This window comes from Streptomyces sp. NPDC051976, from assembly GCF_040680795.1.
GTDB lineage: Bacteria > Actinomycetota > Actinomycetes > Streptomycetales > Streptomycetaceae > Actinacidiphila.
The window spans coordinates 1-25682 of the sequence record NZ_JBFAXL010000090.1; the positions used below are offsets into that span (position 1 = coordinate 1).

A 25682-nucleotide genomic window follows, 5' to 3' on the forward strand; every position below is an offset into this window, starting at 1 on the left:
CCCGCCGGTGTCACCGGCGGGCCGTCGGGCTTCGCTTCGTGCTCAGGTCGGCGCGAGGCGGTCAGTCCGTGCCGGACTCCATCGCCGCCGCGTCCAGGACCGCTTCCTCGGCGTCGACCTCGCCGCGGGAGGCGATGGCCTCGGCGCCGCCCTCGGGCATCTCGGGCATGGTGCCGATGAGGCCGGTCGCGGCGGCCTGGGAGGCGCCGATGGCCGGGGACTCGGTGCCGATGAGGCCGAGCTGGACGTACTGCTCCAGCTTGGCGCGGGAGTCGGCGATGTCCAGGTTGCGCATGGTGAGCTGGCCGATCCGGTCCACCGGGCCGAAGGCGGAGTCCTCGGTGCGCTCCATGGACAGCTTGTCCGGGTGGTAGCTGAACGCCGGGCCGGTGGTGTCCAGGAGGGAGTAGTCCTCGCCGCGGCGCAGCCGCAGGGTCACCTCGCCGGTGACGGCGGCGCCGACCCAGCGCTGCAGCGACTCGCGGATCATCAGCGCCTGCGGGTCCAGCCAGCGGCCCTCGTACATCAGCCGGCCCAGGCGCCGTCCCTCGTTGTGGTACTGGGCGAGGGTGTCCTCGTTGTGGATCGCGTTGACGAGGCGTTCGTACGCGGCGTGCAGCAGGGCCATGCCGGGCGCCTCGTAGATGCCGCGGCTCTTGGCCTCGATGATCCGGTTCTCGATCTGGTCGGACATGCCCATGCCGTGGCGGCCGCCGATGGCGTTGGCCTCCATGACCAGGTCGACCGGGGTGGCGAACTCCTTGGCGTTGATCGTGACCGGGCGCCCCTGGTCGAAGCCGATCGTCACGTCCTCGGCGGCGATCTCGACCGAGGGGTCCCAGAAGCGGACGCCCATGATCGGGTCGACGGTCTCGATGCCGGTGTCCAGGTGCTCCAGGGTCTTCGCCTCGTGGGTGGCGCCCCAGATGTTGGCGTCGGTCGAATACGCCTTCTCCGTGCTGTCGCGGTAGGGCAGGCCGTGGGCGAGCAGCCACTCCGACATCTCCTTGCGACCGCCCAGCTCGGTCACGAAGTCGGCGTCCAGCCACGGCTTGTAGATCCGCAGGTGCGGGTTGGCGAGCAGACCGTAGCGGTAGAACCGCTCGATGTCGTTGCCCTTGAAGGTCGACCCGTCGCCCCAGATCTGCACGTCGTCTTCCAGCATCGCCCTGACCAGGAGCGTGCCGGTGACGGCGCGGCCGAGCGGGGTGGTGTTGAAGTAGGCCCGCCCGCCCGAGCGGATGTGGAACGCGCCGCAGGTGAGTGCGGCCAGGCCCTCCTCGACCAGTGCGGCGCGGCAGTCGATGAGGCGCGCGATCTCGGCGCCGTAGGCCAGCGCGCGGCCGGGCACCGAACCGATGTCGGGCTCGTCGTACTGGCCGATGTCAGCGGTGTAGGTGCACGGGACGGCGCCCTTGTCGCGCATCCACGCGACGGCGACCGATGTGTCGAGGCCACCCGAGAAGGCGATGCCGACGCGCTCGCCGGAGGGCAGGGAAGTGAGGACCTTGGACATGGAAAGAGTATGCCTACTTATGCATGATCATGCAAAGCCCTTCTTCGCGGCCGCGCGCTCCCGGGGGTGCGCGCAGGCCCGAAGTGTGGACTGTGGGCGTGTCTTGGAGGGGGAACGGCAGGTGTATCACGGATAGTCGCTTTGTCCGACTATCAAGTGTGATGCCCCCTTCGAGGAGCGGTTTCCGTTGATCACCGCTGAGCCCGTCACCGCGCCGCCGTCGACTCCGCGGGCGCCACGGGCACCCGCTCGGCGGCGGGGACCGCGGGTCTCGCGGGGAGTGGCGACGGCATGGCGGCGGGCGTGGCCCGCGGTGACGGTCTTCGTGGCCGCGCGGGGGGCGGGAATGGGCGTGGTGGCGCTCTGGGCGCACCACACCGGGCGGCACCCGCGCAATCTGCTGGGCCTGGAGTGGGACTCGGCCTGGTACCACCGGATCGCCGACTGGGGGTACGGCACCTTCATCCCGTCCTGGGAGGCGCCGGGGCTGCGCTTCGACGACATGGCGTTCTTCCCGCTCTACCCGATGACCGTGCGTGTGGTGGACACCGTGCTGCCGGTCGGCTCGGTGGTGGCGGCGCTGCTGGTGGCCTGGGTGAGCGCGGCACTCGCCGCGTGGGGGATCTACGCGGTGGTCGAGGAGCTGTACGGGCGGCGGACGGCGACCGCGCTGGTGGTGCTGTGGGGGCTGCTGCCGCACGCGATCGTGCTGTCGATGGCGTACACCGAGTCGCTGATGACGGCACTGGCCGCCTGGGCGCTCTACGCCGTCGTGACGCGCCGCTGGCTGGCCGCGGGGCTGCTCTCGGGGCTGGCCGGGCTGACCCGGCCCAACGGCATCGCGGTGGCCGCCGCGGTCGCCGCCGCCGTGCTCGCCGAGGGCTGGCAGCGCCTGCGGTCCGGGCGGCGGCAGGACCGGCGGGCCTGGGCGGCCGCGCTGCTCGCCCCGCTGGGCTGGTGCGGCTACGTGGGGTGGGTGGGGCTGCGGACCGGCCAGGTGCGCGGCTACTTCGACGTACAGGCCCGCTGGGGCTCGGTCTTCGACTTCGGGCGCTTCGCGCTGCACTACGTCAAGCGGCAGGCGCTGCTGCCCGACTCGCTCTCGGCCTATGTGACGACCGGGCTGTGCGGGGCCGCGGTGCTGCTGCTGGTGCTGATCCTGATGGACCGGATGCCGCTGCCGCTGCTGGTCTACGCGGCGGTGCTGGTGGTGATCGCGCTCGGCGGCGCGAACTTCTTCTCCTGCAAGCCGCGCTTCCTGCTGCCGGCCTTCCCGCTGCTGCTGCCGGGCGCGACGGCGCTGGCGGGAGCCCGGCCGCGCGCCGCCGCCGTGGCGGTGGTCACGCTGACCGGGATCTCACTCGGTTACGGGGCCTATCTGCTGACCGTCGTGACCGTACCGCTGTAGGGACGGACGGGCCCGGCTACTCCGTGCCCTCGTCGCCGGGGCCGCTGTCGCCGCCCTCAGCGCCGTCCGCCTCGTCGGCGTCCTTGGTCAGACCGAGGGTCTCGCCGACCCACTTGTCGAACTCGATGGACGCGCGGACCCAGCTCACCGTCGAGGAGACGAAGTGCTCCAGGCCGACGCCCAGGCCGATCAGCAGCTGGGCCTCGCCGATGAGGCGGACCGAGCCGTCGTCGTGGGTGTGGGTGTAGACCTTCGGCCACAGGGTGCGGCGGTTCCAGTCGTCGATGACCTCGTGCAGCTGCGGCTTGTCATCGACGGTGTACGCGCGGTCGTAGAAGGTGCGGACGGCGAAGACCGCCTGCTCGCCCTCGCCGCGGAACATGAAGTAGGTACGGAAGTCCTCCCACGGCGCCGCGAGGTCGCCTTCCTCGTCGACGAGGTGCTTGAGCTCCATCTGATCGAGCAACTGCTTGACCAGGTCCTGGTCCGGGATGACCACGCTGCCGGCGGGTCCGTTCGGCTCGGGGTCCTGGCCCCCGAAATTCGGAATCGAGGACGGGTCGATGCTCACCGTGAAGGTTCCCTTCGTGACGTTTCCCCGCCATCCTCCCCCATCGCGGCGGGGGTGTGGCAACCCCGGGCCGTACGCGTTCGGCGTACCGCCCGGGGCGGCGGTCACTTACTGAGGTCAGGGCCGGTCGCGGCCCCGACGATCAGCCCGTCGGCGGCGCGGTCCACCCGAACGGTCTGCCCGTCGAGCACCTCCCCCGACAGGATCGCGCGGGCCAGCGGGTCGCCGATGGCGGTCTGCACCAGACGGCGCAGCGGGCGGGCGCCGTACGCCGGGTCGTTGCCCTCGGCGGCGAGCCAGTCCAGGGCGCCGTCGCTGATCTCCAGTGTCAGCCTGCGGTCCCGCAGCCGCTCCGCGAGCCGGTCGGTCTGCAGCCGGGCGATCAGCCGCAGCTCGTCCTGGTCGAGGGCGGAGAAGACCACGATGTCGTCGAGCCGGTTGAGGAACTCCGGCTTGAAGGAGTTCCGCACGGTGGCCAGCACCTGCTCGCGCTTGTGCTCGTCGGAGAGCGTGGCGTCGACCAGGTACTGGCTGCCGAGGTTGGAGGTGAGGATCAAGATGACGTTGCGGAAGTCGACGGTGCGGCCCTGGCCGTCGGTGAGCCGCCCGTCGTCGAGCACCTGGAGCAGTACGTCGAAGACCTCGGGGTGCGCCTTCTCGACCTCGTCGAGCAGCACCACGGAGTACGGCCTGCGCCGCACCGCCTCGGTGAGCTGACCGCCCTCCTCGTACCCCACGTATCCGGGCGGGGCTCCGACCAGCCGGGCCACCGAGTGCTTCTCGCCGTACTCGCTCATGTCGATACGGACCATCGCCCGCTCGTCGTCGAAGAGGAAGTCGGCGAGCGCCTTGGCCAGCTCGGTCTTGCCGACGCCGGTGGGGCCGAGGAAGAGGAACGAGCCGGTGGGGCGGTCCGGGTCGGCGATACCGGAGCGGGAGCGGCGCACCGCGTCGGACACCGACCGTACGGCCTGGGTCTGGCCGATCAGCCGCCTGCCCAGCTCCTCCTCCATCCGCAGCAGCTTCTGCGTCTCGCCCTCCAGCAGGCGGCCGGCCGGGATGCCGGTCCAGGCCGCGACGACATCGGCCACGTCGTCCGGGCCGACCTCCTCCTTGACCATCTTCTGGCTGGGCGTGGTGGCCGCGGCGGCCTCCTGCTCCTCGCGGGTGGCCTCCTCCAGCTCGGCCTCCAGCCGCGGCTTCTCGCCGTAGAGCAGCTTGGAGGCGGTCTCGAAGTCGCCGTCGCGCTGGGCGCGCTCGATCCGGGTGTCGATGTCGTCGAGGCGTTCCTTGAGCTCACCGACGCGGTTGAGGCCCTGCTTCTCCTTCTCCCAGCGGGCGTTCAGGCCGCGCAGCTCCTCCTCGCGGTCGGCGAGGTCCTTGCGGATCTTGTCCAGGCGCTGGACGGAACCGGGGTCGGTCTCGTTCTTGAGCGCCATCTCCTCCATCCGCAGCCGGTCGACGGAGCGCTGCAGCTCGTCGATCTCGACGGGCGAGGAGTCGATCTCCATCCGCAGCCGGGAGGCGGCCTCGTCGACGAGGTCGATGGCCTTGTCGGGCAGGAAGCGGGAGGTGATGTAGCGGTCGGACAGGGTGGCGGCGGCGACCAGCGCGGAGTCGGCGATCTGCACCTTGTGGTGCGCCTCGTAGCGCCCCTTGAGGCCGCGCAGGATCGCCACGGTGTCCTCGACGGTGGGCTCGGCGACCAGCACCTGCTGGAAGCGGCGCTCCAGGGCCGGGTCCTTCTCGATCCGCTCGCGGTACTCGTCCAGCGTGGTGGCGCCGACCATCCGCAGCTCGCCGCGGGCCAGCATGGGCTTGAGCATGTTGCCCGCGTCCATGGCGGAGTCGCCGCCGGCGCCCGCGCCGACGACGGTGTGCAGCTCGTCGATGAAGGTGATGATCTGGCCGTCGCTGTCCTTGATCTCGGCCAGCACGGCCTTCAGCCGCTCCTCGAACTCGCCGCGGTACTTCGCGCCCGCGACCATCGCGCCCAGGTCGAGCGAGACCAGCCGCTTGTTGCGCAGCGACTCGGGCACGTCGCCCTTGACGATGCGCTGGGCCAGGCCCTCGACGACGGCGGTCTTGCCGACGCCGGGCTCGCCGATCAGCACGGGGTTGTTCTTCGTACGGCGCGACAGCACCTGTACGACGCGGCGGATCTCCTGGTCGCGGCCGATCACCGGGTCGAGCTTGCCCTCGCGGGCGGCGGCGGTGAAGTCGGTGCCGTACTTCTCCAGGGCTTTGTAGGTGCCCTCGGGGTCCTGGCTGGTCACGCGCTGCCCTCCGCGGGCGGTCTCGAAGGCGTTCAGCAGGTTCTTGGCCCGCGCGCCCTGGGCGGCGAGCAGCTCGCCGGCCGGGCCGCCCTTGACGGCGATCCCGATCAGCAGGTGCTCGGTGGACAGAAACGCGTCGCCCAGCTCCTTGGCGCGCTGCGAGGCGTCGGCGATGACGGCCAGCAGGTCGCGGTTGGGCTGCGGCGGCGCGACGGTGGAGCCGGACACCTTCGGCAGTCCCTCGACCAGCCGCTCGGCGCCGGTCCGCAGGCTACCGGGGTCGGCGCCGGTCTCGCTGAGCAGGTCGAGCACGTTCTCGTTGTCCGTGCCGCTCAACAGGGCGAGCAGCAGATGCGCGGGCGTCAGGTCCGGGTTGCCCTCGGCGACGGCCCGGGTGTTGGCCGCGTTCAGCGCTTCCCGGCTCTTGTTGGTCAGCTCGGCTTCCACGGGCGTCTGGTCCTCCTGTCGATCGACAAAACCTGATCACGACAACATGAAGCAAGTTGAGTCTATTCCACTCAAGGCTGTTTTGGGGCCCATCCACGCGGGGCCGGGAGGGGTGCGGAGGAAATTTGTATGAACGTTGAATAACTCGTGGAGGCGATGCAAGAATGCCTGCTTCAACTCCTTCGAGGGGCAAAGGAGTTGACCCGTCGCGTGAGGACACCCATGACTGCTGTGCACCGCATGGACCCGACAGGCGCCACCCTCCAGGAGGACGCCGCCGCCCTGCGCGAGTCGGCCGCGGCCTGTCCGGTACTGCTGCCGGGTGACGTACCCGCGATGATCATCTCCCGCTACCAGGAGCTGCGCGACTTCCTCGCCGATCCCAAGGTCGCCAAGAACGCCAGGCACTTCGCCGCGTTCCAGGAGGGCCGTATCCCGGCGCAGTGGCAGCTCAACGCGTTCGCCCTGGCCAACGGGATGACGACGGCCGACGGCGACGACCACAGGCGGCTGCGGGGGCTGGCCACCAAGGCGTTCACCCCGCGCCGGGTGGCGGCCATGCGGCCCTGGATCGAGGCGCTGGCCGCCGAGCTGCTGGCCGCGCTCCCCGGGCACGCGGCGGCCGACGGTGTGGTCGACCTGCGGAGGCACTTCGCCTACCCGCTGCCGATGGGCGTGATCTGCGAGCTGCTGGGGGTGGACACCACCTACCGCGACCGGCTGCACCTGCTCACCCACCGCCTGGTCAGCACCTCCAGCACGGCGGCGGCCGCGATGGCCGCGCAGGGCGAGATCCACGCCATCCTCGGCCAGGTGGTCACCGACCGGCGCAAGCGCCCGGGCGACGACCTGACCAGCGCGCTGATCGCGGCCCGCGACGACGAGGCGGCCCGCGGCGGCGAGGGCGCCGGGCTCAGCGACAGCGAGCTGACCGGCACCCTGCTGCTGATGATCGTCGCCGGGCACGAGACCACGCTCAACCTGATCACCAACGCCGTACGGGCGCTGTCCGGCCACCCCGACCAGCTCGCGCTGGTGCTGGCGGGCGACGCGTCGTGGGACGCGGTGGTGGAGGAGACGCTGCGCTGGGACAGCCCGGTGGCCAACTTCCCGTTCCGCTACCCGACCAGCGACCTCGTCGTGGACGGCACGCCCGTGCCGCGCGGCACGGCGGTGCTGGCCGCGTACGCCGCCGCGGGCCGCGATCCGCGCGAGTACGGTCCCGACGCCGCACGGTTCGACATCACCCGCGCCGACACCCGGCATCTGGCCTTCGGGCACGGCGCGCACTACTGCCTCGGCGCGCCGCTGGCCCGGCTGGAGGCGGTGATCGCGCTGCGCGCCCTGTACACCGCCCACCCCGGCCTCACCCTGGCGGTGCCGGACGACACGCTCGAACCGCTGCCCGGCTTCATCGGCAACAGCGTCGCCGCGCTGCCGGTGCGCCTGGGCTGAGCGGCGCCGGTACGCCCGCCGCGGGCCCCTCGGCGGGCCGCCGCGGGGCAGCGGCTACGGTCGTCGCATGGCACCCCGCGATCCCCGCTCCCCCGGGCCCGAGTTCCTCGCCTTCTGGCGCGAGTACCACCTGTGCACCCTCACCACCCACCGCCCCGACGGCTCACCGCACGTGGTGCCGGTCGGCGTCACGTACGACCCGGAGGCCGGTCTCGCGCGGGTGATCACCAACACCGCCAGCCACAAGGCCAGGAATGTCCGCGCCGCGGGGCCGCAGGGCGCGCGGGTCGCCGTCTGCCAGGTCAAGAAGGGCACCTGGGCCACCCTGGAGGGCGTCGCGACGATCTCCGAGGACCCGGAGCGGGTCGCCGACGCCGTCAGCCGCTACGCCGAGCGCTACGGCCGCACCCCGGCGCCCAATCCGGCGCGCGTGGTCATCGAGATCGCCCTCACCCGGGCCATGGGCAACGCCTGAGGCTCACGCCACTCCCGCCGTGACCTTCCCCAGGAAGGCGTCGAGATTGCGGCGGGTGCGGGCGATCTGCTCGTCCAGGGTGAGGGTCTCCTCGAGACGCTTCGCCAGCGCCGTCTTCCGCTTTCCGCGCACATAGAGCGAGCAGGCGAGATCGGCGCACATATAGGTGGCGACCGTGTTGCCCTGCCGCCCCGCCGGACCGGCCAGTGGCGCGGCCAGCAGGTCGACGCCGCCGCCGGAGTGCGAGGTCACGCAGATCGAGCACATGCTGCTGCGCATCACATTGCGCGCGGCGCCGCCCGAGGTCCGCAGGGTGATCCCGACCGGCTCCTCACCGCCGCCCCCCACGCTCACCAGATACGCCCGGTCGGGCGCTCCCGGGTCGCGCCAGCCCAGGAAGTCCAGGTCCGCCCAGGGCAGTTCGGCCAGGTCGCGCGGCAGGTTGATGCGGCGCGCCTCGCCCTTGGAACAGTTGATGAAGGAGGCGCGGATCCGCGCCTCGGCCAGTGGGTCCATGCGCCCGAAGCTAACAAGGGGCGCCCGGCATGTCGCCCCAATATCCGCGGCGGCGCCCCCGGCCGCACCCCGCGACGGCCGCACCCGGCGACGGCGACGGCCCGCGCGGATCGCTCCGCGCGGGCCGTGGCCGCTGCTCTGCTGAGACGTTTCCGCGCCGTCAGCCGTCCCGCTTGGGGCGCCAGACCACCAGCGCGCTGGTGTGCTGGACGTCCGTGTACGGGACGAGGTCGCGGCGGTACGAGGCGTGGACGGCCGCCTCCCGCTGCTGGATGACGGCCGCGGCGCCCTCGACGGCGGCGGACAGCTCGGCGACCCGGGCCTGGAGCGCGGCGACCTGGTTCTCCAGCTCGATGATCCGCTTGATGCCCGCCAGGTTGATGCCCTCGTCCTGCGACAGCCGCTGCACCTCGCGCAGCTGCTCGATGTCACGGGTCGAGTAGCGGCGGCCCCGCCCGGCCGTACGGTCGGGCGAGACCAGGCCGAGCCGGTCGTACTGCCGCAGGGTCTGCGGGTGCAGCCCGGAGAGTTCGGCCGCCACCGAGATGACGTAGACCGGGGACTCCTCGGTCAACTGGTACGGGTTGCGCACCCCTGAACCACGGGGGCCGCGCGGCCCGCCACCACCCATCCGACCGTCGATGCTCATGCAGGTCACGCTCCCTTTGCGGCCTTGAACAGCTCCGCCCGCGGGTCGAAGTCCGCGGTCGCTTCCCGGTACGACTCCAGCGCGTCCAGCGCCTTGCCCTCGGTCTTCTCCGGCACCGCGACCTCGATGGTGACCATCAGGTCGCCGCGCGAACCGTCCTTGCGCACCGCGCCCTTGCCGCGGGCACGCAGCGTACGGCCGTTCGGGGTGCCCGCGGGGAGCTTCAGGGTGACCGGGGGCCCGCCCAGGGTCGGCACCTTGATGTCGCCGCCGAGCGCCGCTTCCGCGTAGCTCACCGGGACGGTCACCGTGAGGTTCGCGTCCTTGCGGCCGAAGACCGGGTGCCGGCCCACGTGCACGACCACGTACAGGTCGCCGGCCGGACCGCCCCGCTCGCCCGGAGCGCCCTTGCCGCGCAGCCGGATCCGCTGCCCGTCGGTGACCCCGGCGGGGATACGGACCTGCATGGTGCGCGAGGAGCGCGCCCGGCCGCTGCCCTTGCAGACCTCGCAGGGGTTCTCGGCGATCAGGCCGCGGCCCTTGCAGTCCACGCACGGGTCGGTGAGCGAGAAGCCGCCACCGCCGCCGCGCGAGACCTGCCCGGTGCCGACGCAGGTCGGGCACACCCGGGGCGTGCCGTTCTTGTCGCCGGTGCCGGAGCACGCCTTGCACGGCGCCTGGCTGGACATCCGCAGCGGGACCGTGGCCCCGTCGACCGCCTCGGTGAAGCTGAGCGTCACCTCGGACTCGATGTCCTGGCCGCGCCGGGGCTGCACCCTGGTGCCGCCCGCGCCGCGGTTGAACAGCCCGCCGAAGACGTCGCCCAGACCGCCGCCGAAGCCGCCGCCCTGCCCGCCCGGCGCGGAGCCGCCCGCGCCGCCGCCCTGGCCGCCGAACAGGTCGCCCAGGTCGAAGTTGAAGCTGCCGGTGCCGCCCGCGCCGGGACCGGGGCGGAAGCCGCCGCTCCCGAACAGCGCGCGGCCCTCGTCGTACTCCTTGCGCCGCTTGGCGTCGGAGAGCACGTCGTTGGCCTCGGAGATCTCCTTGAAGCGCTCCTCGGCCTTCGCGTCACCCTTGTTGGCGTCCGGGTGGAACTCGCGGGCGAGCTTCCGGTACGCCTTCTTGATCTCCGCGTCCGTGGCGTCCTTGGGGACGCCGAGGACCTTGTACAGGTCCTTTTCCAACAGGTCCCTACTGATACTCATCCCCGACGTCCCTCCTCTCCGCCACTGCCCTGCCGTCAGCCCTTGTCCGGGCCACCGGTCTCCTCGTCGTCACCGCTGTCCGCCGGTCCGTTTCCGGTGTCCGCCGTCGACTCGTCACCCTTGGTGCCGTGGGCGCCGGGCTGGGGCTCGGCGACCGCGACCCGGGCGGGGCGCAGGTTGCGCTCCCCGATGCGGTACCCGGGCTGGAGGATCTGCACGCATGTGGTCTGCGTGACATCCGGCGAGTAACTGTGCATCAGGGCCTCGTGCACCAGCGGGTCGAAGGGCTCGCCCTCCTTGCCGAACTGCTGCAGACCCAGCTTGGCGGCCACCGTCTCCAGCGACTCCGCGACCGACTTGAAGCCGCCCACCAGCTCGCCGTGGTCCCGCGCCCTGCCGATGTCGTCGAGCACCGGAAGCAGTTCCGTGAGGAGGTTGGCGACCGCGATCTCCTTGACGGCGATCCGGTCCCGCTCCACCCTGCGGCGGTAGTTCTGGTACTCGGCCTGCAGGCGCTGCAGGTCGGCGGTGCGCTCGTTGGCAGCGGTACGCACCTGGTCGAGCTGGGCCCGCAGTGCCGTGAGCTCCTTGGCGTCCCCGGCCGCGGCGGCCGGGCCCGCCTCCTCGGCGGCCCCGGCTTCCTTGGCGGCGCCCGGCTTGTCGCTGGCCTCGGAAGGGACGTCAGGCTCCGGCTCGAAGCCCTTCGGCTCCTCCGTCACGCGGCACCGTCCCTCTTGTTGTTCTCGTCGTCGACGATCTCCGCGTCCACCACGTCGTCGTCGGCGGCCTGGTCGGCCGTCGGCTCGTCGGCGCTCGGGTTGGCGGTGGCGCCCTCGGCCTGGGCGTTGGCGTAGAGCGCCTGGCCCAGCTTCTGGCTGGTGGCCGCGACCTTCTCGGTGGCCTCGCGGATCGCCGCGGTGTTGTCGCCGTCGGCGGACTCGTTCTTCAGCTTCTCCTTGAGGTCCGCGACCGCGGCCTCGACCTCGGACTTGACGTCCTCGGGGAGCTTGTCCTTGTTGTCCGCGATGAACTTCTCGGTCTGGTAGACGAGCTGCTCGCCCTGGTTGCGGGTCTCGGCGGACTCACGGCGCTTGTGGTCCTCGTCCGCGTACTGCTCCGCCTCCTGGCGCATGCGGTCGACCTCGTCCTTGGGCAGCGAGGAGCCGCCGGTGACGGTCATCCGCTGCTCCTTGCCGGTGCCGAGGTCCTTCGCGCCGACGTGCATGATGCCGTTGGCGTCGATGTCGAAGGTGACCTCGATCTGGGGCATCCCGCGGGGGGCCGGGGGCAGACCGGTCAGCTCGAACATGCCGAGCTTCTTGTTGTACGCGGCGATCTCGCGCTCGCCCTGGTAGACCTGGATCTGCACCGACGGCTGGTTGTCCTCGGCCGTGGTGAAGATCTCGGAGCGCTTGGTCGGGATCGTGGTGTTGCGCTCGATCAGCTTGGTCATGATGCCGCCCTTGGTCTCGATACCGAGGGACAGCGGGGTGACGTCGAGCAGCAGGACGTCCTTGACCTCGCCCTTGAGCACACCGGCCTGCAGGGACGCGCCGATGGCGACGACCTCGTCCGGGTTGACGCCCTTGTTGGCGTCCTTGCCGCCGGTCAGCTCGCGCACCAGCTCGGCCACGGCCGGCATACGGGTGGAGCCGCCGACCAGGACCACGTGGTCGATCTCGGAGAGCTGGATGCCCGCGTCCTTGATGACGTTGTGGAACGGCGTCTTGCAGCGCTCCAGCAGGTCGGTGGTGAGCTGCTGGAACTGCGCGCGGGTGAGCTTCTCGTCCAGGTGCAGCGGGCCCTCGGCGGACGCCGTGATGTAGGGCAGGTTGATCGAGGTCTCGGTCGACGAGGACAGCTCGATCTTCGCCTTCTCCGCCGCCTCACGCAGACGCTGGAGGGCCATCTTGTCCTTGCCCAGGTCCACGCCGTGGCCGGACTGGAACTGCTTCACCAGGTAGTCGACGACGCGCTGGTCCCAGTCGTCGCCACCGAGGTGGTTGTCGCCGTTGGTGGCCTTCACCTCGACGACGCCGTCGCCGATCTCCAGCAGCGAGACGTCGAAGGTGCCGCCGCCGAGGTCGAAGACCAGGATGGTCTGGTCTTCCTTGTCGAGGCCGTACGCGAGCGCCGCGGCCGTCGGCTCGTTGACGATACGCAGCACCTTCAGGCCCGCGATCTCGCCGGCCTCCTTGGTGGCCTGGCGCTCGGAGTCGTTGAAGTACGCGGGGACGGTGATCACCGCGTCGGTGACCTTCTCACCCAGGTACGACTCCGCGTCGCGCTTCAGCTTCTGCAGGATGAAGGCGCTCATCTGCTGCGGGTTGAAGTCCTTGCCGTCCAGGTTGATCTTCCAGTCGGTGCCCATGTGGCGCTTGACCGACCGGACGGTCCTGTCGACGTTGGTGACAGCCTGGCGCTTGGCGACCTCGCCGACGAGCACCTCGCCGTTCTTGGCGAAGGCGACGACGGACGGCGTGGTCCTGGCGCCCTCTGCGTTGGTGATGACGGTGGGCTCGCCGCCTTCGAGAACGCTGACGACGGAATTAGTCGTGCCCAGGTCGATGCCGACCGCACGTGCCATGGTGAAATCCTCCTGCTGATACTTGAGTGGAACTGGCTCAAGGGTGCCTCAGCAGAGATCGGCTGTCAACGTACGTGAGTCGCCCCGACTCAACTTAGCTCCGCGTGTGACGCGCATCTCATCGGACGACCGGAGAATCCGCTGGTCAGCGAAGCGGATGGTCGGTGCGCAACGCCGTCAGCAGCGGAGCGGCGTCCGCCGGGCGCGCGGGCAGCGTACGGAAGACCAGGTGGTCGGCGGGGAGCCTGCGCACACTTCCGGCCAGTTCGTACAGCGCGGGCAGCGAGCTGAGACCGGGGTCGGCGGTGATCGACGAGGTCGCCGTGTCGAGCAGCCCGAAGAACCTGGCCGGATGCGCGAGCGGGCCGCCGGAGCGCGCCTCACGGGACAGCGCGCTCAGGATGTCCCCACCGCGCTGCCCACTCGTACGGTTCTCACCAGGCCCGTTGCCCGCGTGACCGCTGCCGTGGCCGCCGACCGCCGACTCGATCTGCTCGAACCCGCCCATGTCGACGACGAGATGGTGGTCCACCCGGATGCCGGTGAACTGTTCGAAGGCGCGGATCGAGCAGGCCGCCCCGCCGTTGCGGAACGCCTGGCCGAATCGCTCGTATCCGGCCGGGCTCGCTCCGCCGTCCGGGCGAAGGCAGCTCGGCGCGCTGATCATCAGATCACCGGGTACGGCGACGGCCGCCGCCCGCTGGCGGTCGGCGGACAGGTGCAGCAGGACGGCCGCGTCACCGCTCGTCAGACTCACGGCCGAGGGGGTGGCGGAGGTGTGCGGCGCGGTGGCGGGCGACGAGGAGGACACGGCGGACGCGCTCCCACTCGCGCCCGGCGCCGGGCGGGTACCCGGCCCCGAGTCCATCACCAGGATGTTCCTGGCCCGCGGCACCAGGGCGCGGGGCCGCTGCTTGGCGTACTGCGCGAGCAGGTGCTCGGCGGTGCGGTCGGTGTGGATGTTGCCGCTGACCTTCCGGTAGGTCGCCCAGCCCACACCGGCCGTCACGACCAGAACGAGTCCGGCGCCGATCGCCAGCCAGCGCAGCACGGCGCGCATTCCGGCCTCCTCCTGCGAGTTCTCTGTCCATCTTTGCGATGATTGTCACAGTTCCAGCTAATTTAAGCGTTATGACAGGCACCGCACACACCCCGGCCGCCCCGTCCGTCCCCCACGCCCCGCCCACTCCGCCCGCCCAGCACGTCGTTGTCATCGGACAGGGCCATGTGGGTCTGCCGCTGGCCCTGCGGGCCGCCGAGGCCGGGTTCACGGTCACCGGCGTCGACACCGACGAGCAGCGCGTCAAACGGCTGACGGCCGGTGACCCGTACGTGGGCGACGTACCCGCCGAACGGCTGGCCGCCGCGCTCGACTCCGGCCGCTACCGGGCCAGCGCGGACTACGCCGACGCCGAGGGCTTCGACATCTGCGTGATCACCGTGCCGGTTCCGGTCCGCGACGGCGTCCCCGACCGCGGCGGTATCGAGGCCGCGGGCCGGGCGGTCGCGCCGTATCTGCGCCCCGGCGCGGTCGTGGTGCTGGAGTCCACCACCGCGCCGGGCACCACGGAGGAGCTGCTGGCCCCGCTCCTGGAGGAGACCTCGGGGCTGGCCGCGGGCAGCGGCTTCCATCTGGGCTACAGCCCCGAGCGCACCGACCCCGGCAACGCGCGCTGGACCCTGGAGACCACCCCCAAGGTCGTCTCCGGGGTGAACGTCCGCTCCCTGCTGGCCGTCGACGCCTTCTACTCGCGCGTCGTACGGCACACCGTCCCCGTCTCGTCGCCGCGCACCGCCGAGCTGACCAAGATCGTCGAGGACACCTTCCGCCAGGTGAACATCGCCCTGGTCAATGAACTCGCCACGGTCACGGGCCCGCTCGGCGCCGACATCCGCGAGGCGATCGAGGCGGCGGCGACCAAGCCGTACGGCTTCCTGCCGTTCCAGCCGGGACCGGGCGTCGGCGGCCACCGGCTGCCGGTGGCCCGCGGCGAGCTGCGGTTCGCCGCGCTCGCCGACGAGGTCAACGGCGCGATGCCCGGCCGGGTCGCCGACCGGGTCACGGCCGGCCTGGCCGCGCGCGGCACGGCCGTCGACGGCAGCCGGGTGCTGCTGCTGGGCCTGGCGTACAAGCGCAACAGCGGCGATCTGCGGGAGTCGCCCGCGCTGGCCGTCGCCGCCGAGCTGACCGCGCGCGGCGCCCGGGTGCGCGCGGTCGAGCCGCACGCGGACCCGGCGCGGCTGCCCGCGGACCTGCTCTGCGTCGAGCTGACGTACCAGGAGGCGGCGGCCGCGGACGTCGTGGTGGTGGCCACCGACCACGACGTCTTCGACTACCCGATGCTCGCGCGGGCGGCCCCGTATGTCTTCGACACCCGCGACCGCTGCCGGGGCGGGAGCGTCGAACGGCTCTGAGCACAACGGCCACGCCGCACCGCGCGCGATCCTGGAAGGGGCGCGCGCGACACAGATCACCAGCGGCCCGGCTGTATGAGGCCCCGGATCCCGGGTAATCTCAGCGGAGGCCCCATTAAGTTACCGCTTAGTAGGACCGACGGGATCCCCAGCCGGACCCAGCAGGACCCCCGCCAGACCACAGCCAGACCACCGCCAGAAAAGAACCGCCGCGCAGGCCCCGAGGAGCCCTCATGCAACTCGCCGCGATCATCGTGTCGCTGGTCCTCACCGCGGTCGGCGTCGCCCTCATCAGCCTCGCCGTCGCGCAGATCTACCGGTTCGTCACGCTCGGCCAGCCCGTCCCCGAGGGCTCCCGCACCAATGACCCGGTGGCCCGTTCGAAGACCCTGACCAGGGAGTTCGTCGGCCATACCCGGATGAACAAGTGGGGCGTCGTCGGCGTCGCGCACTGGTTCGTGGCGGTCGGCTTCCTCACCCTCGGCCTGACGATCGTCAACGCCTACGGCCAGCTCTTCAAGGCCGACTGGATCCTGCCGGTGCTCGGCGACTGGCTGCCGTACGAGCTGTACACCGAGTTCATCGCCACCCTCACCACCGTCGGCATCCTGGTCCTGATCGTGATCCGGCTGCTGAACCTGCCCTCCCGGGCGGGCCGCAAGTCGCGCTTCGCCGGTTCGACGGCCTGGCAGGCGTACTTCGTCGAGTACGTGGTGCTGATCATCGGCCTGGCGATCATGACGCTGCGCGGCCTGGAGGGCGCCCTGCACGGCGTCGACCACTACGAGGCCGCGTACTTCGCCTCGTACCCGCTGGTCGCCGCCTTCCACGGGCTGAGCACCGCCACCTTGCAGAACACCGTCTACGCGGTCGCCATGGTCAAGCTGAGCGTGACGATGATCTGGGCGATCACCCTCGGCCTGAACACCACCATGAGCGTGGCCTGGCACCGCTTCCTGGCCTTCCCCAACATCTGGTTCAAGCGCAACGCCGACGGCCCCGTCGCCCTCGGCCCGCTGCAGCCGATGACCAGCGCCGGCGTCCCGATCAACTTCGAGGACCCGGGCGAGGACGACCAGTTCGGTGTCTCCCAGGTGGAGCACTTCTCCTGGAAGGGCATCCTCGACTTCTCCACGTGCACCGAGTGCGGCCGCTGCCAGTCGCAGTGCCCGGCCTGGAACACCGGCAAGCCGCTGTCGCCCAAGCTGCTGATCATGAGTCTGCGCGACCACGCGCACGCCAAGGCCCCGTACCTGCTGGCCGGCGGCGGCAAGAACGCCGAGGGCGAGGAGACCGGGACGCCCGAGCAACTCGCGGGCGTACCCGCCGCGGCGCTGGCCGAGGCCGAGCGCCCGCTGATCGGCACCGCCGAGGAGAACGGCGTCATCGACCCGGACGTGCTGTGGTCCTGCACCACCTGCGGCGCCTGCGTCGAGCAGTGCCCGGTCGACATCGAGCACATCGACCACATCGTCGACATGCGCCGCTACCAGGTGATGATCGAGTCGTCGTTCCCGTCCGAGGCGGGCACGATGCTCAAGAACCTGGAGAAGAAGGGCAACCCGTGGGGCCTGCCCAAGAAGCAGCGCCTGGCGTGGGTCAAGGAAGTCGACTTCGAGGTGCCCGTCGTGGGCGAGGACATCGAGGACCTCACCGAGGTCGAGTACCTGTACTGGGTCGGCTGCGCGGGCTCCCTGGAGGACCGCGCCAAGAAGACCACCAAGGCGTTCGCCGAGCTGCTGCACATCGCGGGCGTGAAGTTCGCGATCATGGGCGGCGACGAGAACTGCACCGGTGACTCCGCCCGCCGCCTGGGCAACGAGTTCCTCTTCCAGCAGCTCGGCGCCGAGAACGTGGCGATGCTGAACATGGCCTTCGGCGAGGACGACGAGGACCCCTCGACGAAGAAGCCCAAGGCGTCGAAGAAGATCGTCGCCACCTGCCCGCACTGCTTCAACACCATCGCCAACGAGTACCCGCAGCTCGGCGGCGAGTACGAGGTCGTCCACCACACGCAGCTCCTGCAGCACCTGGTGGACGAGGGCAAGCTGGTGCCGGTGACCCCCGTCGAGGGCCTGATCACGTACCACGACCCCTGCTACCTCGGCCGGCACAACAAGGTCTACACACCGCCGCGCGAGATCATCGCCAAGGTGCCGGGCCTGCGGAACGAGGAGATGCACCGCCACAAGGAGCGCGGCTTCTGCTGCGGTGCGGGCGGCGCCCGGATGTGGATGGAGGAGCGGATCGGCAAGCGCATCAACAACGAGCGCGTCGACGAGGCTCTGTCGCTGAACCCCGACATCGTCTCCACCGCGTGCCCGTTCTGCCTGGTCATGCTCTCCGACTCGGTCAACGGCAAGAAGAACGACGGCAAGGCGAAGGAGTCGCTCCAGGTCGTGGACGTCTCCCAGCTGCTGCTGCAGTCGGTGCTGACGCCGGTTCCCGCGGGGGCCGACGGCGGCGGTGACGAGGCCACCGCCGCGGCGTCCACGGACGAGGCGCCCGCCTCCGCCTGACGGGGACTCTTCAGCCCCCTCGGCGCTTCACGCCCCTGCGCCGCCGACCTGTGACGCGTGCCTCCTCACGTGTCACAGGTTGGCAGCAAAGGGTGGCAGGTCCCGGGCTCGCGCGCTCCGGGCGGCGGCGAAGCGGGTACGTTCGAAGACGTGGCTGGATTCAGGAATCGACGCGGTGACGGCGGCGCGCGCCGAGGCGGGACACCGAGCCCGTACGGTCCGGGGCCGGGACAGGCAGCGGGACCGGCGGCGGGGCAGGGGCAGGGGTCCGGGTACGGACCGGGTTACGGGCAGGGTCCCGGGAACGCTCCCGGGCAGGGTTACGGGCAGGGCTACGGACACGCTCCCGGGCAGGGCCACGGGCAGGGTCACGGGGCTCAGCGGCCGCCCGCCGGCGAGCCGGAGTACTACGCGCCGCCCGCCCCCGGTTACGACGACTCCCCCGGCCACACCCGCGCGTTCACCCTGGGCAGCCAGGAGCAGCTCGCCTACGACGCCCCGTACGACCCGGCCCAGCCCTCGTACGCCGGCGACAACGTGGCCACCTACCGCGCCGGCCAGGCCGCCGCGCCGCCCGCCGGACCGCGCCTGCACTGGAAGCAGCTGCTGCGCGGCATCGTGCTGAGCCCCGGCCGGACCTTCTGGCAGATGCGCGACTACACGGTCTGGGGCCCGGCCCTGACCGTCACCTTCGTCTACGGCCTGCTGGCCGTCTTCGGCTTCGACGCGGCCCGCCACGACGTCCTGAGCGCCACGCTGTCCACCAGCATCCCCTGGGTGCTCACCACGGCCGTCGCCGTCGTCCTGTCCGCCCTCACCCTCGGCGCGGTCACCAACACCCTGGCCCGCCAGCTCGGCGGCGACGGCGCCTGGGCGCCCACCATCGGCCTGGCGATGCTGGTCTCGTCGCTCACCGACGCCCCCCGCCTCTTCTTCGCCCTCTTCCTCGGCGGCGGCAACGGCTTCGTCCAACTCCTCGGCTGGGCCACCTGGCTGGCCTGCGCCGCCCTCCTCACCTCCATGGTCAGCAAGTCCCACGACCTGCCCTGGCCGAGGGCGCTGGGCGCCGCCTCCATCCAGCTGGCGGCGCTGCTGATCCTGTTCAAGCTGCCGCTGATCTAGTGCCTGTCCGGCGCGCAAGGAACGTACAAGACGGGCCTGCGCGGCGGCTGACAGCGTGGTCCGTATGAGCACCGAAGCCTTGAGCACCGAAGCACGGACCGCCCCCGACACCCCGACCGCCAGGTTCGACACCAAGATCGCCGTACTGCTGCGCGAGGACCTGGCGCCGTGGCAGCGGCTGAACGCGACGGCGTTCCTGGTCAGCGGGCTCGGCGCGGCGGTCCCCGAGGTGATCGGGGAGCCGTACGCGGACGCCGACGGCACGGCGTACCTGCCGATGTTCCGCCAGCCCGTCCTGGTCTTCCAGGGCACCCGGCAGACCCTCACCACCGCGCTGGACCGCGCCCTGTCCCGCGCGCTCCCCCGGGCGGTCTTCACCGCCGACCTCTTCGCCACCGGCAACGACCACGACAACCGCGCGGCGGTCGGCGCCGTCCCGAAGGACGCGCTCGACCTGGTGGGCCTGGCCGTCTACGGACCGAGGAACGCGGTCGACAAGGTCCTCAAGGGCGCGCGGATGCACCCCTGAGCCCTGGGTCCTGTCTGTCGGTGGACCCTTCAGACCTTCGTACGGTGGAAGTTGAGGAACGACCGCGACGGCGTCGGCCCGCGCTGCCCCTGGTACCGCGAGCCGTACTGCTGCGAGCCGTACGGGAACTCCGCGGGCGACGTCAGCCGGAACATGCAGAGTTGGCCGATCTTCATCCCGGGCCACAACTTGATCGGCAGCGTCGCCACATTCGACAACTCGAGCGTCACATGCCCGGAGAACCCGGGGTCGATGAACCCCGCCGTCGAGTGCGTCAGCAGCCCCAGCCGCCCCAGACTCGACTTCCCCTCCAGCCGCGACGCGATGTCGTCCGGCAGCGAGATGACCTCGTACGTCGACCCGAGCACGAACTCCCCCGGGTGCAGGATGAACGGCTCGTCGCCCTCCGGCTCCACCATCCGCGTCAGGTCCGGCTGTTCCACCGCCGGGTCGATGTGCGGGTACCGGTGGTTCTCGAACACACGGAAGAAGCGGTCCAACCGCACGTCAATGCTCGACGGCTGCACCATCGCCGGCTCATACGGGTCCACGCGTACGCGCCCGCTGTCGATTTCGGCCCGAATGTCCTTGTCAGAGAGAAGCACGCCCCGAAGGTTACGCGCCCCGGGCGGCCCCGACCCAATCCCCGGCCGCAGCCGCCCGCGCCTGCCCGGTCTAGCGCTTCTCCACCGTCACGGAAACCGGCACGGCCGACCTCAGCCGCGCGCACCTGGGACACCGCAACAACCGCCCCGGCCCCAGCCGCTCAGCCCCCAACTGCTGCATCGGGAACGAAGCCGTACTGAACACATGCCCCTCGGCACAACGAACAACGGTGCGCTCCATCAAGTCCCTTCCCCAACTTCCGATGGCCAACAAACCACCACATTAGGGGACGAACCCACCCCACCTCCACGCACCACGCCACCCCACGCTACGCCCCCCAGCCGGGCCCACGAATGCGGTAGAGTGTCCACGGAGCCGCCCCTCCAGGGGCCCTCAACGCGGATGTAGTTTAATGGTAGAACATGAGCTTCCCAAGCTCAGAGCGCGGGTTCGATTCCCGTCATCCGCTCCATAACGAAGCCCCAGGTTGTCGACCTGGGGCTTTGTGTTGTCCGGACGAATTCTGAGTTGCGCAGACGGCCCGCTTGGCGGTGCACTTGGCCGGCGGCAATCACCGCCGCCTATGCGAACTGGGGGGATCCACTTGAAAGGACCTGCACGTCTTCTGGCGTCGGCGACCGCAGCAGCGGTGGCCACCGTGCTGAGCGTACTTCCTGCACACGCCACATCACCGAACCATCAAGCACAGCCACACCCCGCGACGCCTATGGCCATCTCGGCCGTGTCCTTCGACGCGAAATCCGTCGACGCCACCACCGGCTCAGCCACCATCGGCCTTTCCTGGACGATGACCTCCGCCAATCCCGATTCCACCGGACTCGGCGGCAACATCCACCTGCGACGCTTGGATCCGCGTACGGGCAAGTACATCGGCACCGAGATCGCCGTCAACTTCGACACCGAGGGTTCCGCGGTCGACGGTGTCACCGTCCGGCCCGGCGCCAGCGGCGCCGCGGCAACCTACGACTGGAAACTGGCCGTTCCGCAGTACGGCGCCACCTCCAGGACAACCTGGGCGGTCTCTGAGATCCAGGGGGGCGACGGGGTAGGCGACTCGATCGACTGGACCGCACCACAGCTGTCAGCGTTCCCACGGACGTTCGTCGCCCGCACCACACCGGACCAGACGTCCCCGGGCCTGGACCAGATCGCCGTCGCACAGGACTCGCCGACAACTGTCTATGACGACCCGCAGCAAGGCGCCATGCTCGTCTACCAGATCGACAGCCACGAAACCCTGTCCGGCGTGTACGGCGGCACCGTCGTCGCGACCGGTCCCGGCGGCCGGCATGCCCGCGGATCGTTCGCGATCACCTGGGACTGGAGCGGGGGCTACCGCGGCTGCGGCTACATCGACTGGCTGCAGCAGTACGTCAGTTCCTGCCAGGTGATTGCAAAGCTCCCCGCGGGCCTGCCCGAGGGCGACTGGACGGTCTCCGAAGTGGACCTGACCAGCAATGCCGGCGTCTCACACCGATACACCGGGCTCACCGCACCCACCGTCCACGTGACGTCCAACGCGGTGTTGTCGGCCGACGGCTTCGCCTTCACCCCAAGCCAGATCGACAGCTGGCACCAGCCGGCCCCCATTGCCCAGTTCTCGCTGCGCCCGCACGGCGCAGTCGGCGGCGTCACCTCAGTGGAGCTGACCGACTGGGACAGCAGCGGCGCATGCCTCCAACTTTCCACGGCACCGACCGTGCAGGCCGACGGCACCCTCACCGTGCCCATCCGCGCGGACTCGCGCGCTTTCACGTGCGTCCCCACCGGCCTCGTCGTCACCGACAGCAATGGCGACCGGGCCGTCTACGGTTCGCGCATGGCAGCCCCGGAGATCGGCGCGACCCTGACGAACACCCCCGACAAGGTGCTGCCCACCGTTGGTGCGGTCAGCCTCAGTCCTGGAACCGCCGGCGCCGACGACGACCAGACGCAGATCGCGCTGACCATCGACATCGCGGAGTCCACGGCCGGAGTCGTCGGCGCGTCCCTCTACCTGGTCGACAGCGCTGGGCAGAGCCACTTCATCCAGGGCGGCGGCGTTCCCACCACGTTCTCCGGGCCTTTCACCGACTACTTCCAACTCCCGGACAGCATCCAGCCAGGCACCTACACCATCGCCTTCGTCCTGCAAGACCAGAACTACAAGACGTCGAGCTACGGAATGCCCGCCAACAGTCAGGCCATGCCCGGCGGACCGGTCGTCCTGACCGTGACCAACCCGCCGGCAGCCCAGAGCTGACATCGCCCTGACTCAACCGCACGGGCCAGCCCGGATCCATCCGACATTGCGTTGCGGATGGATCCGGGCTGCGTCGGTCGCTCACCGTCCGGCCTGGGATCTCCTGTCGCTCTGCGCGAAGCTTGTCGGCCTCGCCGTAGAGGACAACGCTGGTGACCGGTTTCGACCCGAAGCCCCTACGCTGACCGCATGACACGGTTGATCGTGGCAGCCGGAGGAGGGGGCGACGCTGTCGCCGCCGCAGTGCTCAACGCCGCCCTGTACGGCGGTGATGACCCGGCCGTGATCCTCACCTACGCGTGGGACCGCCTGCTGATCGATCCCGTCCCAGGACCCCGCGGCCCAGCCAACTTCACCGGCCTCCACCAGCTCACCCCGAGCGTCTACACGGTCCCCGCCGAGGCGAAGCCCATTGCCCCGGCCGGCTCGACCCTGCCCAGGCTGGCAGCGGAGTTGCCACACACCTTCGCCCTCATCGACCCCCACCACGGCGCCGAGGGCATCACGCGCCAACTCGAAGAACTCGTCTCGGAGCTCTCGCCGTCGGGCATCGACCTCCTGGACGTCGGCGGCGACATCCTCGCCCGCGGCGACGAGCCCACCCTGAAGAGCCCCCCCGGCGACGCACTCACCCTCGCGGCCTGCGCCCAAGTCAATGCAGACATCCGCCTCCTGGTCGCCGGACCCGGCCTCGACGGCGAGATCCCGGCCCAGGTCCTACGCGAACGCCTGGGCCCCGTGGTCCACACACTCACGGCCGCGGACGTCGACCGCATCAGCGCCGTCCTGGAATGGCACCCCTCCGAAGCCACCGCCATGCTCTCCGCCACTGCCCGAGGCATCCGCGGCCTCTGCGAAGTCCGAGATGCAGGCCTCCCCGTCCCCCTCACTGACGAGGGCCCCGCGATCTACGAAGCCGACCTGGACGACGCCCTCCAGCGCAACGAGCTGGCCCGCCGCCTCCTGGACACCACCAGCCTCGACGAGGCGGAGCGCCACGCCCGCGAAGTCTGCGGCTTCTCGGAAATCGACCACGAGCGCAACAAGGCCCTATGGCTCGCCGACCAGGCCCCGACCGAGCTGGACCCCAACGCCACCTTGGCTCGGGTCGCCGAGTTCGAGGCCGAAGCCGTCACCCGCGGCGTCACCCACACCACCTTTCGCCGCCTCACCGAAGCCCTCAGCCTCAACGGCACCCAGCGCGAGGAGCTCCGGAAACTCCTCATCACCACCCACCCGGAGCGCTACACAGCGCCCTTGTGGCAGATCGCGTGACCGACGACGGCAGGCCAGCGGCCAACCTCCCAGACCCACAGCGGACGCTCATCCACACCAACTGGGCTGGCTTGCAGCATGCTTACGGGCCTGCCACGGACGCACCCGACCTGCTTTCTGCTCTGCTGCACCCAGATCAGAGCGCGCGAACCAAAGCGCTCGATGGCCTACACGGCACCCTGCACCACCAGAACACGGCCTACGAGGCGACAGTCCCCGCAGCACAGTACGTAGCCGCGATCCTGCTCGACCCGCGGACGACCCGTGCAGTCGACAAGGACCGTCGCTCCTTCCCCGGGTGTCTTCGGGCGGAGCTCCTGCAATGGATCGGCTCAGTAGCCGACACAGTGGACGACGAAGCAGAAGCCATAGATCGTCGCCACGGCCTTTCCCTGACTGCCTACCCGCCAGCCGCAGCCCTCCGCGAGATCCGACCCCAACTGTTCGCAGCGGCCTTCAGTTGCACGAGTGACCCGGACAGGGACGTACGCGAGGCAGCCGTAGCAGCTTGCATCCCGCTCTTGGACGATCCAAGCCTGCTGCACCACCGCGCAGCGATGGTTCCCCGGCTGCGAGAGGTCCTCGGAATCAGCGCGCTTTGGCAGTACCGCGAGCGAGCCATCGATGCGCTCAACGCATGGGGTGAGGACTCATCTGGCATAGAAGGCCAGCAGAACCCCTACGAGTTCTGCGACGCCGACCTATCGGACCACGCGTCGTTTGGGCATTCCCTCGGCCATCGCTCTGCCGACGGGTTCAGCGACGATCCGCCCTTCTGAGGCCTGCGGGCTCAACCGCCGTGCAGTCGAAGCCTCGCTGCTCATCTGAACGCAATCACCAACGAATCCGACCCCGGCGCGATGTAGTCGTATGTTGAGGAGTCGACGTGGCAGTGATCGCTTGCGTCCCCTTCGGTGGCGAAGCCCTCGATGTTGTCCGCGAGGAGGTCAAGAGCTTCCCGACGCCCCTGGATCCTCAGAATCTGGTCCTCGGTGACAATCGAAGCGGTGTCGTGCTCCGGATCCTCCCGGAACGCGATCCCAGACAGCGACCGCGCGTAGGGAAAGGGGTGCCGGTTCTCCGAGAGATCAAGGCTTCCAGCCTCCCCCCGCAGCAACTGCCCGAGAGCATGAAGCTCTCGACAGGTCCCAGAGAGCTTGAGCTCTCTGGTCTCCCCGCTGCACAGAACCTGCAACATCACACCCCCTCCGACCTGCCGATCCCATCGATCACCAACGTGGACCCTCCTGCCAGCCTTCCCGCCTACGGCCCGACCTACGACACCACGACAGATCTCAAACGCTGAGGCCGACCGGACAATGATCACCTGGGCAGGCCAGTCGACGAGTTACAACCTTCTCTACGGGTTCAAGGCGGCTCGCTACGCTCGCCGCGCGCTCCCCGGCTCCCCGCCGGGGACGCCGCTCCTGTCTCCGCCCCGCTCCGTCCCCGGTTCCGCCGGTCGCGCGCCAGCAGCGAACCAAATGACCAGGTTCAGACGAGGCAGACCGTGGCTGAGGCGGTCGGCTCCGCGGCTTTAGCCAGCCACCATGGGGCGAGCCTCGAAGATCGGGGCCCACTTCGGGCTATTGCGGGCAGGTCCACAGCCTGCCCGAGTCGCGCAAGCTTACGGGCCCCGATCTCTCGCCCCATGGCAGCTCCCGCCCAAAGCCACTCCGCCAACCTTGCACCTCAGATCGGCGCCGGACTCGGGACTTATATCGATCTCTGATTCGCACCATGGTCAGAGAAGGGGGTGTGTCCAGTTAACGGCTGATCTTGATTGTTGGGGTTCAGTTGTTGGCCGGGGTGAGCCGGCCCTCGAAGGCGATCTGGAAGGCGTTCAGG

General features: G+C 70.3%; 21 protein-coding genes and 1 tRNA gene. 11 read left to right on the top strand and 11 right to left on the bottom strand.

The features are described 5' to 3' along the window. Nucleotides 1–61: 61 nt before the first annotated feature. A complete protein-coding gene (gene argG, locus AB0M29_RS42060; RefSeq protein ID WP_365392350.1) occupies nt 62–1516 on the bottom strand; it encodes an argininosuccinate synthase in 1455 nt (484 codons plus the stop codon). Between the two features lie 280 nt (nt 1517–1796). Between argG and AB0M29_RS42065 the strand changes: the two genes are divergently transcribed. After that, entirely contained in the window at nt 1797–2924 is a 1128-nt protein-coding gene (locus tag AB0M29_RS42065; protein WP_365392352.1) for a glycosyltransferase family 39 protein, read from the top strand. Nucleotides 2925–2940: 16 nt separating this feature from the next. Here the strand turns inward: AB0M29_RS42065 and AB0M29_RS42070 are convergent, their stop codons facing one another. Both AB0M29_RS42070 and clpB read right to left on the bottom strand, forming a co-directional pair. Beyond that, complete coding sequence (locus AB0M29_RS42070; protein WP_365392354.1) at nt 2941–3495, bottom strand: YbjN domain-containing protein; 555 nt, start codon at nt 3493–3495, stop codon at nt 2941–2943. A gap of 104 nt (nt 3496–3599) precedes the next feature. Then, nucleotides 3600–6218, bottom strand: coding sequence for an ATP-dependent chaperone ClpB (clpB, locus tag AB0M29_RS42075; RefSeq protein ID WP_365392356.1), 2619 nt, complete (start codon nt 6216–6218; stop codon nt 3600–3602). A gap of 222 nt (nt 6219–6440) precedes the next feature. Here clpB and AB0M29_RS42080 point away from each other — a divergent pair, with 222 nt between their 5' ends. Further along, nucleotides 6441–7673, top strand: coding sequence for a cytochrome P450 (locus AB0M29_RS42080; protein ID WP_365392357.1), 1233 nt, complete (start codon nt 6441–6443; stop codon nt 7671–7673). Nucleotides 7674–7740: 67 nt separating this feature from the next. Beyond that, nucleotides 7741–8148: a TIGR03618 family F420-dependent PPOX class oxidoreductase gene (locus AB0M29_RS42085; protein ID WP_365392359.1), complete on the top strand. Its 408-nt coding sequence runs from the start codon at nt 7741–7743 to the stop codon at nt 8146–8148. 3 nt (nt 8149–8151) lie between these two features. Here the strand turns inward: AB0M29_RS42085 and AB0M29_RS42090 are convergent, their stop codons facing one another. The 6 genes from AB0M29_RS42090 to AB0M29_RS42115 all read right to left on the bottom strand — a co-directional run bounded on the left by AB0M29_RS42090 (nt 8152) and on the right by AB0M29_RS42115 (nt 14165). Further along, nucleotides 8152–8664: an FBP domain-containing protein gene (locus tag AB0M29_RS42090; RefSeq protein WP_365392361.1), complete on the bottom strand. Its 513-nt coding sequence runs from the start codon at nt 8662–8664 to the stop codon at nt 8152–8154. Between the two features lie 160 nt (nt 8665–8824). Beyond that, nucleotides 8825–9313, bottom strand: coding sequence for a helix-turn-helix domain-containing protein (locus AB0M29_RS42095; protein ID WP_365392363.1), 489 nt, complete (start codon nt 9311–9313; stop codon nt 8825–8827). Nucleotides 9314–9318: 5 nt separating this feature from the next. Continuing rightward, nucleotides 9319–10518, bottom strand: a complete 1200-nt coding sequence (gene dnaJ / locus AB0M29_RS42100) for a molecular chaperone DnaJ (protein WP_365392365.1) — start codon at nt 10516–10518, stop codon at nt 9319–9321. Nucleotides 10519–10553: 35 nt separating this feature from the next. After that, entirely contained in the window at nt 10554–11237 is a 684-nt protein-coding gene (gene grpE, locus AB0M29_RS42105) for a nucleotide exchange factor GrpE (protein WP_365392367.1), read from the bottom strand. Beyond that, on the bottom strand, nt 11234–13105 hold the full coding sequence (gene dnaK, locus AB0M29_RS42110) for a molecular chaperone DnaK (RefSeq protein WP_365392369.1): 1872 nt from the start codon (nt 13103–13105) through the stop codon (nt 11234–11236). Before dnaK ends, grpE begins: the two co-directional genes overlap by 4 nt. A gap of 145 nt (nt 13106–13250) precedes the next feature. Next, a complete protein-coding gene (locus AB0M29_RS42115; protein WP_365392371.1) occupies nt 13251–14165 on the bottom strand; it encodes an LCP family protein in 915 nt (304 codons plus the stop codon). A gap of 71 nt (nt 14166–14236) precedes the next feature. Here AB0M29_RS42115 and AB0M29_RS42120 point away from each other — a divergent pair, with 71 nt between their 5' ends. The 4 genes from AB0M29_RS42120 (at nt 14237) to AB0M29_RS42135 (ending at nt 19690) form a co-directional block, all read left to right on the top strand. Further along, nucleotides 14237–15520 (top strand): nucleotide sugar dehydrogenase, encoded by a 1284-nt coding sequence (locus AB0M29_RS42120; RefSeq protein ID WP_365392373.1) that lies wholly within the window; start codon nt 14237–14239, stop codon nt 15518–15520. Between the two features lie 233 nt (nt 15521–15753). Continuing rightward, nucleotides 15754–18039 carry a (Fe-S)-binding protein gene (locus AB0M29_RS42125; RefSeq protein WP_365392375.1) on the top strand — a complete coding sequence of 762 codons (2286 nt, stop codon included), beginning with the start codon at nt 15754–15756 and terminating at the stop codon, nt 18037–18039. A 69-nt stretch (nt 18040–18108) separates the two neighbouring features. Further along, nucleotides 18109–19161 carry a Yip1 family protein gene (locus tag AB0M29_RS42130; protein WP_365392377.1) on the top strand — a complete coding sequence of 351 codons (1053 nt, stop codon included), beginning with the start codon at nt 18109–18111 and terminating at the stop codon, nt 19159–19161. Between the two features lie 64 nt (nt 19162–19225). Further along, nucleotides 19226–19690, top strand: coding sequence for a DUF2000 domain-containing protein (locus AB0M29_RS42135; RefSeq protein ID WP_365392379.1), 465 nt, complete (start codon nt 19226–19228; stop codon nt 19688–19690). Between the two features lie 29 nt (nt 19691–19719). Here AB0M29_RS42135 and dcd read toward each other — a convergent pair whose 3' ends face one another. Continuing rightward, entirely contained in the window at nt 19720–20295 is a 576-nt protein-coding gene (dcd, locus tag AB0M29_RS42140; RefSeq protein WP_365392381.1) for a dCTP deaminase, read from the bottom strand. A gap of 399 nt (nt 20296–20694) precedes the next feature. On the opposite strand from dcd, the gene AB0M29_RS42145 reads away from it, so the two are divergent. The 4 genes from AB0M29_RS42145 to AB0M29_RS42160 all read left to right on the top strand — a co-directional run bounded on the left by AB0M29_RS42145 (nt 20695) and on the right by AB0M29_RS42160 (nt 24613). Further along, a tRNA-Gly gene (locus tag AB0M29_RS42145) sits at nt 20695–20768 on the top strand. A 255-nt stretch (nt 20769–21023) separates the two neighbouring features. Further along, nucleotides 21024–22559, top strand: a complete 1536-nt coding sequence (locus AB0M29_RS42150; RefSeq protein WP_365392383.1) for a hypothetical protein — start codon at nt 21024–21026, stop codon at nt 22557–22559. Nucleotides 22560–22748: 189 nt separating this feature from the next. Then, on the top strand, nt 22749–23834 hold the full coding sequence (locus tag AB0M29_RS42155) for a DUF1152 domain-containing protein (protein WP_365392385.1): 1086 nt from the start codon (nt 22749–22751) through the stop codon (nt 23832–23834). After that, on the top strand, nt 23831–24613 hold the full coding sequence (locus AB0M29_RS42160) for a hypothetical protein (RefSeq protein WP_365392387.1): 783 nt from the start codon (nt 23831–23833) through the stop codon (nt 24611–24613). The genes AB0M29_RS42155 and AB0M29_RS42160 overlap by 4 nt, the downstream gene beginning before the upstream one ends. 41 nt (nt 24614–24654) lie before the next feature. Here AB0M29_RS42160 and AB0M29_RS42165 read toward each other — a convergent pair whose 3' ends face one another. Further along, nucleotides 24655–25032: a hypothetical protein gene (locus tag AB0M29_RS42165; RefSeq protein ID WP_365392388.1), complete on the bottom strand. Its 378-nt coding sequence runs from the start codon at nt 25030–25032 to the stop codon at nt 24655–24657. Nucleotides 25033–25682 lie beyond the last annotated feature (650 nt).